The sequence below is a fragment of the Mycolicibacterium stellerae genome (assembly GCF_003719305.1).
Lineage (GTDB): Bacteria > Actinomycetota > Actinomycetes > Mycobacteriales > Mycobacteriaceae > Mycobacterium > Mycobacterium stellerae.
The window spans coordinates 125,097-143,816 of record NZ_RARC01000014.1; the positions used below are offsets into that span (position 1 = coordinate 125,097).

Annotated in this window: 17 protein-coding genes; 9 read left to right on the plus strand and 8 right to left on the minus strand. The window is 66.8% G+C overall.

Going from position 1 to position 18,720, the window contains the following annotated elements; translation table 11 throughout:
* The first annotated feature begins 93 nt into the window (after positions 1-93).
* The 4 genes from D6M19_RS18645 to pucL all read left to right on the plus strand — a co-directional run bounded on the left by D6M19_RS18645 (position 94) and on the right by pucL (position 3,834).
* Positions 94-2,001 carry a PbuX/PucJ/PucK family nucleobase permease gene (locus tag D6M19_RS18645; protein WP_123026730.1) on the plus strand — a complete coding sequence of 636 codons (1,908 nt, stop codon included), beginning with the start codon at positions 94-96 and terminating at the stop codon, positions 1,999-2,001.
* 9 nt (positions 2,002-2,010) lie between these two features.
* Positions 2,011-2,520 carry a 2-oxo-4-hydroxy-4-carboxy-5-ureidoimidazoline decarboxylase gene (gene uraD, locus D6M19_RS18650; RefSeq protein ID WP_123026732.1) on the plus strand — a complete coding sequence of 170 codons (510 nt, stop codon included), beginning with the start codon at positions 2,011-2,013 and terminating at the stop codon, positions 2,518-2,520.
* A gap of 88 nt (positions 2,521-2,608) precedes the next feature.
* A complete protein-coding gene (gene uraH, locus D6M19_RS18655; RefSeq protein ID WP_123026733.1) occupies positions 2,609-2,932 on the plus strand; it encodes a hydroxyisourate hydrolase in 324 nt (107 codons plus the stop codon).
* Between the two features lie 2 nt (positions 2,933-2,934).
* The gene (gene pucL, locus D6M19_RS18660; RefSeq protein ID WP_123026735.1) at positions 2,935-3,834 is read left to right on the plus strand and encodes a factor-independent urate hydroxylase; all 900 of its coding nucleotides are present in this window, start codon (positions 2,935-2,937) and stop codon (positions 3,832-3,834) included.
* On the opposite strand, the gene D6M19_RS18665 is transcribed toward pucL, so the two are convergent.
* Positions 3,813-5,195, minus strand: coding sequence for a guanine deaminase (locus tag D6M19_RS18665; RefSeq protein ID WP_123026736.1), 1,383 nt, complete (start codon positions 5,193-5,195; stop codon positions 3,813-3,815). The genes pucL and D6M19_RS18665 overlap by 22 nt on opposite strands.
* 82 nt (positions 5,196-5,277) lie before the next feature.
* Here D6M19_RS18665 and D6M19_RS18670 point away from each other — a divergent pair, with 82 nt between their 5' ends.
* Together D6M19_RS18670 and D6M19_RS18675 are read left to right on the plus strand one after the other, a co-directional pair.
* Positions 5,278-6,111 carry an FAD binding domain-containing protein gene (locus tag D6M19_RS18670; RefSeq protein WP_123026737.1) on the plus strand — a complete coding sequence of 278 codons (834 nt, stop codon included), beginning with the start codon at positions 5,278-5,280 and terminating at the stop codon, positions 6,109-6,111.
* A complete protein-coding gene (locus D6M19_RS18675; RefSeq protein ID WP_123026738.1) occupies positions 6,108-8,855 on the plus strand; it encodes a molybdopterin-dependent oxidoreductase in 2,748 nt (915 codons plus the stop codon). Before D6M19_RS18670 ends, D6M19_RS18675 begins: the two co-directional genes overlap by 4 nt.
* Here D6M19_RS18675 and D6M19_RS18680 read toward each other — a convergent pair.
* The 4 genes from D6M19_RS18680 to D6M19_RS18695 form a co-directional block, all read right to left on the minus strand.
* Positions 8,797-10,722, minus strand: a complete 1,926-nt coding sequence (locus D6M19_RS18680; RefSeq protein WP_206428567.1) for a universal stress protein — start codon at positions 10,720-10,722, stop codon at positions 8,797-8,799. The two genes, D6M19_RS18675 and D6M19_RS18680, sit on opposite strands and share 59 nt — an antisense overlap.
* 103 nt (positions 10,723-10,825) lie before the next feature.
* On the minus strand, positions 10,826-12,097 hold the full coding sequence (locus D6M19_RS18685; RefSeq protein ID WP_123026740.1) for a threonine/serine exporter family protein: 1,272 nt from the start codon (positions 12,095-12,097) through the stop codon (positions 10,826-10,828).
* Positions 12,094-12,711, minus strand: coding sequence for a cysteine hydrolase family protein (locus D6M19_RS18690; RefSeq protein ID WP_123026741.1), 618 nt, complete (start codon positions 12,709-12,711; stop codon positions 12,094-12,096). Before D6M19_RS18690 ends, D6M19_RS18685 begins: the two co-directional genes overlap by 4 nt.
* Positions 12,708-13,358: a rhomboid-like protein gene (locus tag D6M19_RS18695; protein WP_123026742.1), complete on the minus strand. Its 651-nt coding sequence runs from the start codon at positions 13,356-13,358 to the stop codon at positions 12,708-12,710. Before D6M19_RS18695 ends, D6M19_RS18690 begins: the two co-directional genes overlap by 4 nt.
* A gap of 55 nt (positions 13,359-13,413) precedes the next feature.
* Here D6M19_RS18695 and D6M19_RS18700 point away from each other — a divergent pair, with 55 nt between their 5' ends.
* The gene (locus tag D6M19_RS18700) at positions 13,414-14,220 is read left to right on the plus strand and encodes an aminoglycoside phosphotransferase family protein (RefSeq protein ID WP_123026771.1); all 807 of its coding nucleotides are present in this window, start codon (positions 13,414-13,416) and stop codon (positions 14,218-14,220) included.
* Positions 14,221-14,245: 25 nt separating this feature from the next.
* On the opposite strand, the gene D6M19_RS34285 is transcribed toward D6M19_RS18700, so the two are convergent.
* Both D6M19_RS34285 and D6M19_RS18705 read right to left on the minus strand, forming a co-directional pair.
* A complete protein-coding gene (locus D6M19_RS34285; protein ID WP_164478570.1) occupies positions 14,246-14,404 on the minus strand; it encodes a DUF6307 family protein in 159 nt (52 codons plus the stop codon).
* A 76-nt stretch (positions 14,405-14,480) separates the two neighbouring features.
* Positions 14,481-15,704, minus strand: coding sequence for a fatty acid desaturase family protein (locus D6M19_RS18705; protein ID WP_123026743.1), 1,224 nt, complete (start codon positions 15,702-15,704; stop codon positions 14,481-14,483).
* Between the two features lie 230 nt (positions 15,705-15,934).
* On the opposite strand from D6M19_RS18705, the gene D6M19_RS34290 reads away from it, so the two are divergent.
* Together D6M19_RS34290 and D6M19_RS18715 are read left to right on the plus strand one after the other, a co-directional pair.
* Entirely contained in the window at positions 15,935-16,072 is a 138-nt protein-coding gene (locus D6M19_RS34290; protein WP_164478571.1) for a hypothetical protein, read from the plus strand.
* The gene (locus tag D6M19_RS18715) at positions 16,056-17,240 is read left to right on the plus strand and encodes a N(5)-(carboxyethyl)ornithine synthase (protein WP_123026745.1); all 1,185 of its coding nucleotides are present in this window, start codon (positions 16,056-16,058) and stop codon (positions 17,238-17,240) included. Before D6M19_RS34290 ends, D6M19_RS18715 begins: the two co-directional genes overlap by 17 nt.
* On the opposite strand, the gene D6M19_RS18720 is transcribed toward D6M19_RS18715, so the two are convergent.
* Entirely contained in the window at positions 17,212-18,390 is a 1,179-nt protein-coding gene (locus D6M19_RS18720) for a glycosyltransferase (protein ID WP_407665369.1), read from the minus strand. The two genes, D6M19_RS18715 and D6M19_RS18720, sit on opposite strands and share 29 nt — an antisense overlap.
* Between the last annotated feature and the right edge of the window lie 330 nt (positions 18,391-18,720).

Below are 18,720 nucleotides of genomic sequence, written 5' to 3' on the forward strand. Positions count from 1 at the left end.
CCGGTGCGGGGCCGGCGACTGTTCGACGGTCGCGCATCGACGGCTCGCCTGCCTCGACATGCGAGATCGGAGAACCTGCCCGATCCTTGGTCAATGACGGCGTCAACGAGTACCGCCCCGAAGAAGCGGGTGCACCCGGTCGACGAGGTGCTGCCCCTCCCCAAGCTGGCAACCTACGGCTTCCAGCACGTGGTCGCGTTCTATGCCGGCGCCGTTCTGGTGCCGATCCTCATCGCCGGCGCCATCGACCTGCCAGGCGAAGACCTGGTCAAGCTCATCACCGCCGACCTCTTCACGTGCGGCATCGCCTCGATCATCCAGGCGGTGGGCTTCTGGAAAGTCGGCGTGCGACTCCCACTCCTCCAAGGCGTGACCTTCGCAGGCGTCTCGCCCATCATCGCCATCGGACTGGCCCACGGCGGCGGCGCACCCAGCCTGCTTTACGTCTACGGCGCCGTCATCGTCGCAGGCATCTTCACATTCCTCATCGCGCCGATCTTCATCAAGCTGCTTCGCTTCTTCCCGCCCGTCGTCACCGGCACGCTGATCACCATCATCGGCCTGTGCCTGGTGCCCGTCGGGGCACACGACGCCGTCACCAACCCGCACACCGGCGAGGTCGACCCCACCAACGTGCGTTGGTTCCTCTACGCGCTCGGCACCATCGCGATCATCGTCGCCATCCAGCGAGTGTTCCGCGGCTTCCTGGCCACCATCGCCGTCCTGCTCGGCCTCATCATCGGTTGCGCGGTGGCATTTGCGTTGGGCGACATGAACTTCGAGAAGGTCGGCACGGCGTCGGCGATCGGCTTCACCCAGCCGTTCCTGTTCGGCATGCCCAAGTTCGACTTCGTCGCCTGCCTCACGATGATCATCGTGCTGCTCATCACCGCTGTCGAATCCACCGGCAGCACATACGCCACCGGCGAGATCGTCGGCAAGCGCATCAAGGCCTCCGACATCGGCAACGTACTGCGCGCCGACGGACTGGCCACCATGATCGGCGGCATCTTCAACTCGTTCCCCTACACCGCGTTCTCCGAGAACGTCGGCCTCGTCCGCCTCACCGGGGTGAAGAGTCGTTGGGTCGTCGCCGCTGCAGGGGTCATCATGATCGTGCTCGGCTTCCTGCCCAAGGTCGCCGCGATCGTCTCGTCGATCCCCAACCCCGTGCTCGGCGGCGCCGCCCTCACCCTCTTCGCGACCGTCGCCGTCGTCGGCATCCAGACCCTCGGCAAGGTCGACTTCACCGACCACCGCAACCTCATCATCGTCACCACCAGCCTTGCGTTGGCCCTGTGGGTGACCAGCTATCCCGACGTCGCCAAGGCCATGCCCGCAGGCATCGACCTGCTCTTCGGCAGCGGCATCAGCATCGGCGCGGTGGCCGCGATCCTGCTCAACATCGTGTTCTTCCACATCGGCACGCGCGGTCCCCGGGTGGCCGGCGGCGGCACCATCACCCTCGACGAAGTCAACGCCATGACCAAGGAGCGCTTCACCGAGGTCTTCGGAGACGTCGTGCAGAACGTGCCGTGGGCCGTCGATCGGGCCTACGAACAACGCCCGTACGCCGACACCAACGCGCTTCGTGAGGCTTTCCAGGACGCGGTGCTCACGGGTTCCTCCGAGCAGCAGCTCGAGCTCATCAACGCCTTCCCCGACCTCGGCGCCGAAGACGAGACCGGCCAGGCGCTGGCCGTCGACCACGTCGTGCTCTCGCACCTCGACGAGGAGGACCACAACGACGTCGTCGGCCTCGCCAGCGCCTACCGCGAGCACTTCGGCTTCCCGCTGGTGATCTGCGCCCGCGAAACCAGCCACTTCGACCGGGTGCTTCGCAACGGCTGGTCCCGGATGGACAACTCGCCAGGCGCAGAGAAGGCGTTCGCGCTCATCGAGATCGCCAAGATCGCCAACTACCGGTTCGAGGATCTCGTCGCCGACGCCAATCCGATCGCCGCGGCCCGGTTCGGCCGCCTCGACGAGCTGTCGGCGTAGCTTCTGCGCATGCCTGCTCATGCGGCGCTCGGCCTCGACGGCTTCAACCGCCTGACCGACCGCCAACGGATGCATCTTCTCTTCGAGGTCTGCTCGTCGACGATCTGGGCCCGACGCGTGCTGGCGGCCGCGCCGTTCCGCGACGTCGACGCGCTGCTCGACCGCGCCGACCGCGTGCTCGCCGAGCTGCCCGACGCGGAGATCGACGCCGCGCTCGACGGTCACCCCCGCATCGGCGGGCGGGTCGACAACCCGACCTCGGCCCGCGAACAGGCATCGGTGGCGACGGCCGGCGACGACGTGCGCGCCGAGCTGGCCGCGAAGAACCGCGAATACGAGGACATGTTCGGCTACGTGTACCTGGTCTGCGCCAGTGGGCGTACCGCCGAGGAACTTCTGGCCATCCTCACCGACCGGCTCGCCAACGACGCGGAAACCGAACGCCGCGTCATGCGCAGCGAGCTGGCCAAGATCAACCGCTTGCGCCTGCAGCGGCTGCTATCGAAGGAGACCGCGTGATTCGCCCCGCGAGCGTGCGCAGAATGCCAATTTTGGGCGGCGTGTCGTGTGCAGACACGCACGCTCGCGGAGCGAATGGGGCGCGGCGATGACGCACCTGAGTACTCATGTGTTGGACGCGACGACTGGGCGGCCCGCCGCCGGCGTGCCGGTGACCTTGACCGACGCAGGCGGTGAAACCGTCGCCGTCGCGATGACCGACGACGACGGCCGGGTCGGCGACCTCCACACCGGCGCACCCGAGGGCGTGTACCGGCTGATCTTCGACACCGCGGCCTATTTCACCGCACAAGGCGTCACCGGCTTCTACCCAGAGGTCGCCATCACCTTCGAAATCACCGACGCGGCAGCGAAGTATCACGTCCCGCTGCTGCTGTCGCCGTACGCGTACTCAACCTATCGAGGGAGCTGACGATGTCGGAGATCATCCTGGGCAAGAACCAGTACGGCAAGGCCGAGAACCGGGTGGTGCGGATCTACCGCGACGCTCCCCGCCACGAGATCCACGACATCAATGTATCCACCTGTCTACGAGGCGATTTCAGCGCTGCGCACCTGACCGGCGATCAGGCCGACGTGCTGCCAACCGACACCCAGAAGCAGACCGCCTACGCGTATGCCAAGGAAAAGGGCCTGCTGTCCATCGAAGACTACGGCCTCGCCCTGGCCCGCCATTTCGTCGGCGACGTCGGTCCCGTCGAGGCCGCCCGCATCGAGATCGACGAATACGCATGGGAGCGCGCCGTCGTCGACGGAAACGAGCACAACTACACGTGGATCCGAAAGGGCCAGGAAGTGCGCACCGCGGCCGTCACCGTGGACGGCGACGGCGAATGGGTGGTCGGCGGGCTGAAGGATCTCATCATCCTCAAGTCCACCGGTTCGGAGTTCGCCGGCTTTCTCGAGGACAAATACACCATCCTCGAGCCGACCCACGACCGCGTCATGGCGACCTCACTGATCGCCCAATGGCGTTTCACGACAACCGATGTCGACTGGAACACCGTGTATGGGGGAATAAAGCAACACCTGGTCAAACAGTTCGCCGTGGTGCAGTCGCTGGCCCTGCAGCAGACCCTTTACGAGATGGGCAAGGCGGTGCTCACCGCCTACCCGCAGATCGCCGAGGTGCGGCTGTCGGCGCCGAACAAACACCACTTCGTCTACGACCTATCGCCCTTCGGGCTGGAGAACAACAAGGAGGTCTTTCACGCCGACGACCGCCCCTACGGGCTGATCCAGGCGACCGTCACCCGCGACGACGCGCCCGCACCGGGGCCCGCCTGGGACCTTCAGCAGGGCTGGCTGGCCTGAGCGCAGACTTCTCGGCCCTGCACGTACACCCGGGTGATCGCCTGCTCGCGCATCCCCATCAGCAGCGAGAACAGCAACCGGTCGGAGTCCTCCACGTCGATCTGCGCCAGCATCTGCGGCAGCAGCGGCTGGCGTTGCGGATCCAGCACAAGGAAGTCAGCCTCCTTGCCCACGTCCAGGTTGCCGATACGCTCCTCCAGATCCAGCGCCCGCGCGCCCGCCAGCGTTGCGCTGAACAACAACTCGGCCGCCGACAGCGAAACCGCGGCATCACCCGGCTCCGACATGTGCACCTTGAACGAGTCGTTGAGCACCCGCGGGATCAGCCACTCATCACCGGCCGACACATCGGTACCCATCGCCACCGTCACCCCACTGGTGGTCGTCCTTCGCCACGGCATCGTTCCCGAGCCGAGGAACAGCTGCGACGTCGGGCAGTGTGAGATCGACGTCTCTGTGTCGGCCATTCGGGCCAGCTCCGCGCTCTCGCAGTGCACCGCGTGGGCAAGCACGCTGCGCCGGCCAAGCAGTGTCTTACCCGCCTGTGCCGAACCCGCGCCGAACTTGCCGTCGTAGGTGTCCAGGTAGTGTTCGACATTGTAAATCGAACGCACAGCGTCGATTTCGGCGACGTTCTCCGACAGATGACTGTGAAAGTACACGCCGGCATCACGCACGCCGTCGTAGATCTCACCCAGCGCACCCAACGTCTGCGCCGTCACCGACAGCGCGAACCGCGGTACCACCGCCGCGTGCACCAGCGCCGTCGATGAGTCACCCGTGTCGGCTGCATGCCACCGCGAGATCTCCTCCCCGGTCAACGCGATCGCCGTCGCCTCGTCGGTGATCAGCGCCGCCGCCGACTCCGGGCCGACCGTCTGGATGCCCCGGCCCGAGATCGTGCGCAGCCCGAGCGAAATCGATTCGGCGAACAACGCGTCCTGCGCGTGGGGGAAGGCCGATCCGAACACCAGCGCGGTGGTGGTCCCGACATCGATGCGGCGGGCACCGAAGTTGCGCGCGGCGACCTGCGCGTATTCCGGGTCTGCGAGCTTGCTCTCGGCGGGAAAGATGCAGCGCTCCAACCAATCCAATAGCTGCCCGCCACCGTACGAGTCGGTGCAGTAGGTCTGCGGGAAGTGAATGTGCGTGTCGACGAAGCCCGGAACCAGGAAGCCCGGCCTGTGATCGACGACCTCGGCGTCGGGCGTGGGCATTCGCCGGTACTCGCCGCTGTAGACGATCCGCCCCGAGTCGTCGACGACAAGCACCCCGTCGGGTTCGCTCACCAGGTGCTCACGCGCGTCGGACAGCATGGGGGCACCGCGGACATGCATCAGGTGTCCGCGATAGGCCTTCATCTACCGATTCTCGCCGCAACGGCGGCGCCTCGCATCTCGGCGCCGATCTGCAGAGGGTCGCCCGCGCGATTAACCTCTCTTGATGGACCTCAACACCGTCGAGGTACTCAGCACGCCGACGCGCCGTGACGAGCTGTGGCCGCTCGGCCACGGTGATGCGATCCTCGCGGGCGGGACTTGGCTGTTCTCCGAACCGCAGCCACAGATACGTCGCCTTGTCGATATCACCCGCCTCGGTTGGCAGCCGATGACTCTGAGCGACAACGGAATCGAATTCGCCGCCACCTGCACACTCGCCGAGGTCTCCGGGCTGTCACAGAGCCTGCCCGCCGTCCGCCCTGATTGGACCGCGGCCCCGCTGTTCCATCAGTGCTGTACCGCCCTGCTGGCGTCACCCAAGATATGGCGGACCGCTACCATCGGCGGCAACATCTGCCTTTCGTTCCCCGCGGGCTCGATGATCTCGCTGGCCTCCGCACTCGACGGGGACCTTGCGGTGTGGCGCGCCGACGGCACCCGCTACACAAGCCCGATCACCGAGTTCGTCACCGGCTCGGCAACCAACGTGCTGCAACCAGGTGACATTCTGCGCTCGATCTTCCTGCCGGCCAGCGCATTACGGGCCCGCACCGGTTACCGCAAACTTGCTCCGTCACCGCTGGGGCGATCCGGCATCGTGGTGATCGGCCGCCGCGACACCGACGACGACGGCGGCCGCTTCGTACTGTCGTTCACCGCGGCCACCGTACGGCCGTACGTGTTCACCTTCGGGGCGATTCCCGACCCGTCGGAGGTGGCCGCGGCGCACGCCACCATCCCCGACGACGCCTGGACCCGTGATGCCCACGGCGATCCAGACTGGCGTCGCGGCGTGAGTCTCGTGCTCGCCCAACAGATCCGCTCCGAGATGGCATGACCTTCACCGTCAACGGGGTCGAGGTGCGGTCCGATCCGCGTCCGGGTCAGTGCCTGCGCACATACCTGCGCGAACACGGCCACTTCGAGGTCAAGAAGGGTTGCGATGCCGGCGACTGCGGAGCGTGCTCGGTATTGGTCGACGGCGCCGCCGTGCACTCGTGCATCTTCCCCGCCCACCGCGCCGCCGGGTGCGCGGTGACGACTGTGGCGGGGTTGGGCACCCCCGACGATCTTCACCCCGTTCAACGCCGCTTCGTCGAGGCGGCGGGATTTCAGTGTGGGTTCTGCACGGCCGGAATGGTGACGACGGCGTCGTCGTTCGGCGACGCGGAGTTGGCTGACCTGCCCCAGCAGCTGAAGGGAAACCTGTGCCGGTGCACAGGCTACCGCGCGATCGTCGATGCGCTGGCGGGCACCGTCAACACCGAGAAGGCCAACGGTGCGGCCGCGGGCCGCTCGATCGGCGCGCCCGCCGGTGTCCGGGTGGTGACCGGCACGGAGCCCTACACGATGGACTGCGCGCCCGCAGGCCTGCTGCACATGGCGGTGCTGCCCAGCCCGGTGGCGCATGCGCGCATCGCCGCGATCGATACATATGCGGCCGAGGCGATTCCCGGCGTGCACCTGGTGCTCACCCACCGCGACAGTCCGCAGGTGGCTTTCTCGACCGCGCGCCACGAGGACCGCAACGACGACCCCGACGACACCGTCGTCCTTGACGACACCGTGCGGTTCGTCGGTCAACGCGTCGCCGCCGTCGTCGCCGACAGCCTGGCAACTGCCGAAAAGGCCTGCCGGGCAATCGTGGTCACCTATGAGGAGCTACCCGCCGTGTTCGATCCCGAAGCGGCGACGGCCCCTGGCGCGCCGCTTCTGCACCGCGACAAGGGCACCCAGGCGCGCATCGGCGATCCGGCACGCAACATCGTCGCTGAACTCCACGGCGGGGTCGGCGACATCGCCGAGGGCCTCGCCGCAGCACGCGCGGCCGGTGGCGAGGTCGTCACCGGCCGGTTCCACACCCAACGCGTCCAGCACGCGCACCTGGAGACCCATGGATGCACGGGTTGGCGAGACGATCACGGGCGGTTGGTGATTCGGACCAGCTCCCAGGTGCCGTTTCTGGTCCGCAAGGAGCTGTGTCACGTGTTCGGGCTCGCCCGCGACGAAGTCCACGTGTTCACCGGACGGGTGGGCGGCGGATTCGGCGCCAAGCAGGAGATGCTCGTCGAGGATCTTGTCGCGTTGGCGGTGTTGCGGCTCGGCATGCCGGTGCGCTTCGAGTTCAGCCGCAGCGACGAGTTCACCGTCGCCCCGTGCCGCCACCCGTTCCGGGTCGACGTGACCGTCGCCGCGGGACCCGACGGTGTGCTGACGGCGCTGGGCGTCGACGTGCTGATGGATGCAGGCGCGTACGGAAACCACAGTCCCGGCGTGATGTTCCACGGCTGCGGCGAGTCCGTTTCGGTCTACCGATGCCCGAACAAGCGCGTCGACGCGCGGGCGGCTTACACGAACAACCTGCCGTCCGGCGCATTTCGCGGGTACGGGCTCGGCCAGGTCATCTTCGCGGTCGAGTCGGCGCTGGACGACCTCGCGCAGCGGTTGGACATCGACCCGTTCGAACTGCGCCGCCGCAACGTCGTCGTACCGGGCGACCCGTTCGTGGATTCCCATGTGGCCGAGGATGACCTGGAGTTCGGCAGCTACGGGCTCGACCAATGCCTCGATCTCGCCGAGACCGCGCTTGCCCGTGGCAACGGCTCCGATCCGCCTGCAGGCGACGAGTGGCGGGTCGGTGAGGGGATGGCGATCGCGATGATCGCCACCATTCCGCCGCGTGGTCACTTCGCCGACGCGGCGATATCCGTCGACAGGGAAGGGATATACGCGCTGTCGATCGGAACCGCCGAGTTCGGCAACGGAACAACGACCGTGCACAGCCAGATCGTCTCGACCGAGTTGAACACCGACGTCGACCGCGTGGTCATCCGCCAGTCCGACACCGATGCCGCCGAGCACGACACCGGTGCGTTCGGCTCGGCGGGCACGGTGGTGGCCGGCCGGGCCGTGCAGCTGGCGTGCCGCGATCTGCGCGGTGCGCTGATACAGGCGGCGTCGGACCTGTCGGGTTGCTCACCGGCCGAATGCGCATTGGGGCCACACGGCGTGCAGTGCGGCGACGAGTTGATCGAATTCGGCTATCTGCCAACGCCGTTGGTCGGTCACGGAAGGCACGACGGCACGCCCCGGTCGGTGGCCTTCAACGTGCAGGCCTTCCGGGTCGCGGTGAACACCGAGACCGGTGAGGTGGTCATCCTGCAGTCGGCACACGCCGCCGACGCGGGCGTGGTGATGAACCCCCAGCAGTGCCGGGGACAGGTCGAGGGTGGAGTGGCACAGGCGATCGGCTCGGCACTGTTCGAGGAGATGGCAATCGGCGCCGACGGCGCAGTGCTGACCCGCACGTTGCGCGAGTATCACATCCCCCAGCTCGCGGATCTCCCGGTGACCGACGTCTATTTCGCCGACACGTACGACGAATTGGGCCCCCTTGGCGCCAAGTCGATGAGCGAGTCCCCGTACAACCCGGTGGCGCCCGCGCTGGCCAACGCGATCGCCCGCGCGTGCGGCGCGCGCATCCGGCGGCTACCGATGACGCCCGCGCGAGTGTGGCGGGAGATCACCGACGGCATGGCTGCTCGGGAATGGCCATCACCGGGATCGTCGAGTGCGCCATGACGGCCGCCGCGACGCTGCCCTGCAGGTGCCCGACCAGCCCGCTGCGGCGGTGCGGCCCAAGCACGATCAGGCTCGCGTTGCTCTCTTCGGCGGCCGCCAGGATGCCTTTCCACGTCGGCGCCGCCTCCACGGCCACGGCGTCCGCGTCGAACCCGGCTCTCGCGGCGAGCGAAGCGCCGTGTGCCGCTGTGCTCTCGGCGGCCCGCCGCACCTCGGTGGCCTGGTCGGCGTCGAAGTGCCTCTTCTCCACCGGGGTGAACCCGACGTGGGCCGGCTGCCACACGCACACCACCAACGCACACCGTCCCGGCGGCAGCTGGGAGGCGGCCTGTTCGATCGCGCACGCAGCCAGTTCGGACCCGTCGTAGGCGAACAGCACAGGACCGACCGACGTCGGCAGGCGCCGAGGAACCGCAGCCGTCACACGTTCACGATGATCGATCCCGGGAACCGGTGACGGCAGGCCGGACCGGATGCGGGCCAACAACGGCGGCGAATACCACGCGGGCGATTCGCCGTCGAGAAACTCGTCCAGGTCCGGCTTCTGCGGTCGCGCCCCGCTCAGCACGTAGATCGCCACCCCGAAGACGGCACCGCCGATCGCCAGCCCGAAACCGATCCACAACGTGGTGCCCGTGCCTGCCGCCAGATCGCCGGGCAGTGCATCGGCGACATGCGCAAGGATGGGTGCCACCATGAACGCCGCCACCGCCCGCAACAGCTCGATGATCGCGAACACCCGCTGCAGGCTGGCCGACTGCAATGAGAAGCCCGCGACGAACAACGCGGGCGCCACCGCCGCGCCCAACGCCAGCCCCGTCAACGCCGAGCCGACCATTGCCAGCGACTGGTTCGCCGGAAGCGCGTAGGAGAACACCAGGATTCCCGCAGCCAGCAGCGCCATGCCGACCAGCGGCAGGTAATGCATCGCCTTGCGGGAGATGACGAACCCGAACACGACCGCCATCACGACGGCCCCGCCGAGCTCGGGCAGATAGATCAGCCCGACCTGGACAGGGCTGAAGCTCTCCAACAACACGTTGGCGGTCAGCGCCGTCGCCGCGACCGACGCCGCGGCGGCGAACAGCGCGACGCCGACCCCGGCGACCGGGATCGCGCTCGTCAACATCGTGCGGACCGTCAGCAGGGGCCGCTTGGCCCTGAACTGGTAGACGATCAACACCACGATCAGCGCCAGGCCGCCGAACATCGGCACGCTGGCCGCCGGGTCGCGCAACGCGTGCGTGGTGAGTTGCGCCGCGCCGACGAACGCGGCCGTGCACCCGACCGTCGCCAATGCGATGGCCAACAGGTCGCGCGGGGCGTCGGGATCAGCGGGTGGCGCGTCGTCAAATGTCAACGCCGCCATGACAAGAGCCAGCATCGCAATCGCGGCGATGATCCAGAACAGCGGTCGCCACTCATGCGCCTCGGCCTGCGCGCCCCCGATGAACGGGCCGAGCGCCACCGCACCGAAGACGCACATGTTCATGATCACCGCGGTATTGCGCAGTTTGTCCCTCGGGAACCCGATCGTCAGCGGCGGCGCCGCGGCGATCAACAGCATGCTCGTCGACAGCCCCTGCAGCACGTGCCCGCCGATGTACATGCCCGCGTTCAGCGCGGCGGCGGCGAGCACCGAACCCGCCACGAGGAGCACCGCATACCCGAGCAGCATCCTGCGCTGCGGGAGGTGCTGGGCGAACTGGACGGCAAGGACCGTGCCGACGGCGTAGGCCGCGTTGCCAAGACCCGACGCCAGCGTCATCGCCTGGGCGCTCATGTGCAGGTCTGCGGTGATGATCGGGGCCAGCGGGTCGATCGCCGCCGACAGCGCGAGATAGGGAATCAGGGCGAGTGTGACCATGGCAGCAACCGCCGGATAGCGTCCGGCGAGGGGTCCTTGGCGCACGCGTCGCTGAAACTGAGCCCAGATTGAATTTATTCCCGTACAGCAAACGCTCAGGAAGTCAGCGCCGCAGGCGGGTCCTGATCGTCTCGACGACGCTCCAGCCGACAAGCGTGCCGAGGGCGATGGAGAAGATCGCGGCGACGCTGGTGCCGAGCGTGGCGACATCGTCGCCCCCACTTTGGACGGCTTCGCCGAGCGACTGGAAGCTCAGCGAGCCGGGGACCAGCGCCCAGAACGCCGCAAGCATCATCACGATCGCAGGCGGTGACGTCTTGATCTGCGCCCCGAGCGTCGCGAACGGCACCACCAGGAACGCGCCGACGGCACCGGAGTGCGTCGGCGACATGAAAAGGCCGCCCACCTTCTGCCCCACCAGTGCAACACCGACCGCCAGCATCAGCCACAGCAGCGACCTCGTCGGCGCCGACAGATAGATGTACAGCCCGATCGCGATCACCACGACGGCGACGTACAGCGACCATCCGCCCATCTGCGGCGACGGCGCCTGCGGCGCGACCCGGCCCGCGACATGGATGCCCAGCCCGACCCCGAACACGAGCAACATCAGTTGTGTCACACCGTAAATCAGCCGGCTGGCCCCGCTGATGATCTGTGCGCTGGCCAGCTCCATCGAGGCGATCGTCAACGCGAGGCCGGGCAGGATGGCCACCAGCGGCGGGCTGATCACCCGCAGCAACCCGTCGTTGGCGGCGTCGGCGACAAACCACGTCGCCAGCATGGTGACCACCATCGCCGCCAGCGTCGGAAGCACCGCGTTGAGCGTGGGAAACGGCCGACCGAGGATGACGATGGCGCCGACCACCGCGCCGAGAAACGCGTAACCCCACAGCGACGCCCACGTCGGGTTGATGACCATGCCGAAGCCGAGTGTGGTGATGACGTAGCCGATCACCGTCGTGACGGGCCCGAATCGCGGCTTCATGGTGCGCGCGACGGCGGCCTCGCGCGCCGCGTCGGCCGGGGTGATGGCACCGACCTCGGCCAGCTCGGCGATCGCGTCGATGCGGCCCGCTAGGTTCAGCTGCGTCGTCGGGCTGACGACCGTCTCGACCTCATAGGCGATGTTGCCGACCTGCACCACCAGCGCGGTCGGCAGCACCACCACGCGGACGGTCTCGTGCGTGTACTGCTTGGCGATCGCCAGCAGCCGCGCCCGGACGAGCTGCACTGGCTGCTCGCACTCGATCAGCGCGATCCCCAGCTCGCGCAGCATCGCGGCGACCTCGACATCGTCGTGGTCGCGCGCCTGAACCGCTTCGGGGATCTCCTTGCGAATCGACTGCAGGAACCGCTGCGCCCGGCTTTTCATCGCCCCGCGCGGATCGCTTCAACGACCTCGTCCGTGGACACGACGGCAGCATAGTTCGGCAGGTTGACCTCCAGCGCGGCGTGCATGTGGTCGTCGGAGTAGCTCGTCGTCGCGTCCTTCACGACCGTGACCTGGTAGCCGAGCTCGGCACCGTACCGGACCGTCGCCTCGACACAGGTGTGCGCGATCAGGCCGATGACGATGAGCTCTCCGATCCCGTGCTTCTTCAGCAGCAGATCCAGATCGGTGTTCGCGAATCCGCTTGAACACCAATGCTCTTGGGAAACAATGTCGCCCGGTTGCGGCTTGAACTCGTCGCGCAGCTCGCCGCCCCAGGTGCCGAACTCGAACGTCCTGCGATCCCACGCGGCCTTCTGAATCGGCGCGACGTACTTCCACGTCTCGTAGTCGCCGGGCCGGTAGCGGCGGTGCAGCGCATAGAACACCCGGATATCGGCCACCCGCGCGGCATCGAGCACCTGCTCCATGTGGGGTATGCAACCGTTGGCCTCGGCGACCCCCTTCAGCCGGTCCCACACCTTGCCGCCCTCGGAGATGAAGTCGTTGTAGGGGTCGATCACCAGCAGTCCCGTGATGCCCGGCGCGAACGTCATGGGCCCATCTTGCCGGGCGCGACGTCCGGGTAGGGCAATCGGTCACGGTCGGGCGCCAGCGGGACCGCTGCCAGCCCGACCAGGAGCGACGTCAGGTGGCCCACCTCGGTGAAGGTCGGCCGCAGGGCCGCATTGGCGGTCAACGCGGCGACGGCCGTCGCCTGACTTCCGGCGCGCCACCGCGGCCGGACATATCCCGACAACGCGCCCGCCACCCCGAGGACGAAGTAGCTCACCCCGACGTCGCGTGCGTTGGTCAGTCGCCTCGGCGCCTCGCCCTTCTTCAACGACCACCTCAGAAAGCCCTGGCCCGCGAAGGTGCCGACGGCATGCGCCGCCGATCCGACGAGAAGCCAACGCCACCAACGCAACCGACGCTCGGCAGGGGCGACGACCCCGACGAACATCGGCACGTACGGCCACCACATGCGGCCGTCGAGCCAGAACAGGCTGGCCGCAAGCACCCGCGACGGTTCGCTGCTCAGCCTGCGCAGGTTGGTCGAATGCCTGCGCTGGATTCGCTTCGCCCCCCGCCGTCCGGCCGACCGCTGAACCCGCGTCGTGACGAACAGGACCAGCAGCCAGCCGAAGGTGAGCGGGGCGCTGGCTACCGCCCGAACCGTGCCGTCCAGCTTCGCGTCGTCCACCCCGTCAAACCTAGCGCCCGGTTGTCGTGACCGTGTCCGTCATAACGTGGGCGCCGTGACCGCAAGACCGATCGACGGCGCGCTCCAGCGGCAGCTCGACCAGTGGGACCTTCGGCTCGACGGCGATGTCATCGAAGGGCACGGCTCGATCATCCAGCCGGTGCGCACCCCCGACGGAGCGCCTGCCATCCTCAAGATCGGCGGTTCCGACGCGGAATCCGAACACGAGCACCTCGTGCTCCGGCGGTGGGGCGGCGAAGGTGCCGTCCGGCTGCTGAGCGCCGATCCACCACACCGCGCCCTTCTTCTCGAACGGCTGCATTCCGCGACCCTGCGCAGCGTACGCGACGTCGACGCATGCGACGTCGTCGCCGGGCTCTACGGACGCCTGCACGTACCCGCGATGCCCCAATTACGCTCGCTGGTGAGCGAACTCGACGGCTGGACGCGCCGATTGCAATCGCTTCCCCGCAGCGCGCCGATCCCGCACCGTCTGGTCGAGCAGGCGATCGCGCTCGGAAGGGACCTGAGCACCGAACCGGCCACGGTCGTGCTGCACGGCAATCTCCACTACGCAACCGCACTCGCGGCCGACCGCGAGCCCTGGCTGGCGATCGCACCCGCGCCGGTCAACGGTGACCCGCACTACGAACTCGCCCCGATGCTGTGGCACCGCTGGGACGATGTGGCCGGTGACGTCAGAGACGCCGTGCGAAGGCGCTTTCACCGTCTTGTCGACGCCTCAGGGTTCGACGAGGACCGTGCGCGCGCGTGGGCTGTGGTCCGAGTCGTCCTGCAGGCAACGCGGGACCCGGCGAACCTCACGACCTACGTCGCCGTTGCCAAGGCCGTCCAGCAATGAGTGACGTGGGCGGTGGCCGTCGGGCTCAGCGCACCTTTTCGGGAATCGAATTCAGCGCCTGCAGCACGTGCACTGCCAACTCGTTCGCGGCGTCGCCATCGAGCTTGGAATGTGCCTTGATGGCGTCTTTGACTATGTCGACGCGAACGTCATAGGGGGTGCGGAGGGTTGTTGGCGAAGCCATCACGTTTTCCTTCTTAGTCAGACATGTCCGCTCGCAACCGAGCTGCCCGATACCTTTGACAATACGCCGTTGCGCGTCATCGGGATTCGCGCGCCCGCTTGCCGCGGCGGGCCCGAGCCCGCAACGCCGTGCCGAGCCCGGTCATCGGGTCACCTGCTGCTGACGTGGGTTTGGCGACGAACATCCGCTCAGACGCGGTCTCTGGCGCGTCGTCGGCGGTGGCCGTCAGGAAGCGGTCGGGAAGTGCCAGCTTGTGGATGGTGCGCAGGGTCAGGAAATACTGGCGCACAAGAGGACCGGTCGTATAGGGCAGGTCGTACTTGTCGCACAACGCCCGAACCCGCACCGCGATCTGCGCGTAGCGGTTACTCGGCAGGTCGGGGAACAGGTGGTGCTCGATCTGATAGCACAAGTTGCCGGTTGAAAATGCCAGCAGCGGACCGGCTTTGAAGTTCGCGGCGCCAAGCATCTGCCGCAGATACCAGTCGCCTCGGGTTTCATTGTCGAGCACGTCTGCGCTGAATTTCTCCGCGCCGTCGGGAAAGTGCCCACAGAAGATGACCACGTATGTCCAGAGGTTACGCACAAGGTTGGCCACCGCGTTGGCCCCAAGCGTTCTGCGCCACCGGGACAAGCTCAGCGCCGGGAAGACCACGTAGTCCTTGACGGTCTGGCGGGCAATCTTCTTGGTCAGTTTCAGCCTCGCTTGACCGACCTTGGCTGCATCGGGGCTCAGCCGGTCCCGCTCGGAATGAATGCCGTGAAGTGCAATCCCCCACTCGAAAATACTCGCCAGCAACAGGTTCCGAATAGGCTGGAACAGATGCTCGAGCCGCCACGGCTCGTCGCGGGTCACCCGTATCACGCCAAATCCGAGATCGTCGTCCACGCCGACCACGTTGCTGAACACGTGGTGGCGGTAATTGTGGGAATACCGCCACTGCGACGAAACGGCCACCATGTCCCACTCCCACGTGGCGGAGTGAATTTCGGGATCGTTCATCCAATCCCATTGGCCGTGGCTGACGTTGTGGCCGATTTCCATGTTCTCGACGCATTTGGCAAAGGCCAGCGACATGGTTCCCAAGGCCCAGCCGACTCGTGACCGGCTGCAGCCGATGAGCAGTCGCGACGCGACCTCGAGCGTCCTTTGGAACCTGATGGTGCGCCGGATGTAGGCGGCGTCCCGCTCACCGAGCGACTCCTCGATGTCGCACCGAATGGCGTCGAGTTCGTTCCCGAGGGCCTCGATGTCGGATTCAGTCAGATGCGCGTAGGCAGCGATGTCGGCGATGGCCATGGATGTCCTGTCGATCCGGTCCGGCTGGGGAGGGGCTGTTGTGACAACCCAAGTTATTGCGGATCACCGGCCGAAATCGAAAGAGGACGGCAGCGCGTCGGCGTATCCCCAGCTTACGGGCCATCACGCTCGGCGGCAACGTGGTGTTCGCCGGCGGCTGCCGGGCAAACCGAAGGGGTAAGGTCAAACGAATCGGGACCACCCAGGCCCCCACGATCAAGGGGCGAGCGATGTCTGATAAGTCTCCTCGACAAGCCATGTCCAAGAAGTCCGGAAAATCACTGAAAGAGAAGCGCGCCGCCAAGAACGAGAAGTCAGCGGCCAAGGATTCTGCCGCCCAGGCTCTGTTTCATGACAAGAAGCGCTGACGAGCAACAGCTTTCGCTTGGGGTCCTCGCTCGTTCGCGTAAGCCGAACGAGCGCAGGCTGCCCATTCACCCTGCGCATCTCAGCAGGATCGATCCCCGGATCCTGGCGCGGGTATTCCTCGAGCACGGGTACGGCTCGGATTTCGGCGCGACGGATGGCGAACTGGCTCGACTCGTCGGTGGAATCGGCACCAGAGAACAACTAATCGCCGAATGCGACGTCGTTCTGTTACCCAAGGTGCAGGCCGAGGACCTGGCGGAATTCAAAACGGGACAGATCGTCCTCGGCTGGCCACATTGCGTCCAGGATTCGGCGCTCACGCAGATCGCCATAGATCGACGGCTCACGTTGATCGCCTTCGAGGCGATGAATCACTGGCAGGGCGACGGTGGTTTCGGCCTGCACGTCTTCCACAAGAACAACGAGCTCGCGGGCTACTGCTCCGTGCTGCACGCCATGCAACTGATCGGGATCACCGGAAGCTACGGCCGACGGCTGCGCGCGGCCGTCATCGGTTTCGGCGCCACCGCTCGCGGTGCGGTCACCGCGCTGAACGCGCACGGCGTCGACGACGTGCGCGTGCTGACCAATCGGGAGGTGGCCGCCGTAGGTTCGCCGATCCATTCGACCCAGATCGTTCAGATGGGGCGCGACGACGAAACGCCGGAGCGGACCTGGGCGGACACCCCGGACGACGGTGTCATCCCGGTGGCCCGTTTCCTCGCCGACAACGACATCGTCGTCAACTGTGTACTTCAGGACCCCGACGCACCACTGATCTTCGTCACCGAGGACGACCTGGCGTCCTTCACCCCTGGAAGCCTGATCATCGACGTCTCATGTGACACCGGTATGGGATTCGACTGGGCGCGACCGACCTCGTTCACAGAGCCGATGGTCGAGATGGCGGGCGGTATCCACTATTACGCGGTGGACCACAGCCCGTCGTATCTGTGGAACTCGGCGACGTGGGAGATCAGCGAGGCGTTGCTACCGCACATCGACACCATCCTCGCCGGGCCCTCGGCGTGGAACGCGACCCCGACTATCGCCAGGGCAATCGAGATCCGCGATGGCGTCGTGCTCAATCCGAGCATCCTGTCGTTTCAACACCGCGACGATGCCTATCCGCACGAGGTCATGTCGCAGCCGGCCGCTCGGCGATAAGCCGTTGCGCCACACGTAGATACTCACCCGCCACCACCGGCCAAGCCATGTCTGGCGCCAACCCGCGGGCCTCGGCGGCCATCGAGCCGGCGAGGCGTGGCTGCGTCAGTATGTCCCGCAGCGCCGTCACCAATGCGTCGGGATCGCTGTGGTCGACGAACGTGCCTGCGCCGTTACGGAGGACTTCGACGGCGTGCGGGAAAGCGGTGGCCACGGTGGGCCTGCCCGCCGCGATGGCGTCCGCCAGCGCGCTAGAGCTGACCTGGTCGGCGGAGTCGTAGGGCAGAGCGACGACAGCCGCAGACTGGATGAGCGCAGTCAGCATCGCCCCGTTGAAATAGCGAGCGTCGAAGACCACCGAATGCGCCGTTCCGGCCCGACGAACTTGCTCCACCAGGGCGTCGCGGTACGCCTCGCCTTCTTCGGCGAGCACATCCGGGTGCGTCGGGCCGACGACCATGTATCGGGGCCGGCCCGGCAGGTGATGAAGCGAACTCATCGCCTCTATCACGCGCTCGATGCCCTTCCCCGGCCGCAGTAGTCCCCACGTCAAGATAGTTGGTCTGCTCGGGCGCTTCACCGCGGGTTCGTTCGGGACGACCGCCCCGTGCGTGATCGTCGTGACCTTGCGCCGATCGACGCCATAGATTTCACACAGCCGCTGCTTGGCAACCTCGGACATGACGACCACTTGATCGGCCGCGCCCGCGATCCAGGCAAGGACCGAATGTTGATGTGGCGTCGGTGTTTTCAGTACGGTATGCACGACCACGATCGACGGAACGCGCAGCCCGCGGATGACGTCCACCACGTCGTTCCCGTCGATACCTCCGTACACGCCGTAGTCATACTGGATGATCGCGACGTTGCCCCGGTTCAGCAGGTCGATACACCCCGCGACCGACGTCGCCGAGTCGTTGACCAGCTCTGCGACCACGTCAGCCTGAGACGACGGCAACCCGTCGGCCACGCGGATCACGTGGACGTCGGTGTCGTGCGCTCTCAACGCTTCGGAAAGGGCAGCGCTGGACGTCGCCAGCCCGCCAAGGGTGGGCGGATACGGAGTGAGGATGCCTATATCTGCGCGGCGAGACGCGTACTGCACTCGAACAGGGGGAACCAGCGATGGAAGCAGGCGCGGAGCGCTCAAGGTAACTCCGATGACGGTTGTTACCGGCGTGTCCGACATGAGCGGTTGCTCGGCAAATCAGCGGATGCCAGCTGATGCATTCCGGACTGGCTGGGTTTCCAACCTATTCAACGGTACACCCGGGGCATCGGAACGCCGCCTGCGGGTCCTCGTGTCGCGTTTTTGCTTGCGCCAGCGCATATTTCACCGTCGAAGTGAGCACGCCCCCCGCCGTGACGGGTCAGACGGCGCGCGCTCGGTATACCCGCAGGTGTACCGTCGATAGTGCACCAACCGCACGCATTCGCGCGTCGGGCCCAGCTCGAAGTGAGGGAATCGCCCATGGATCGC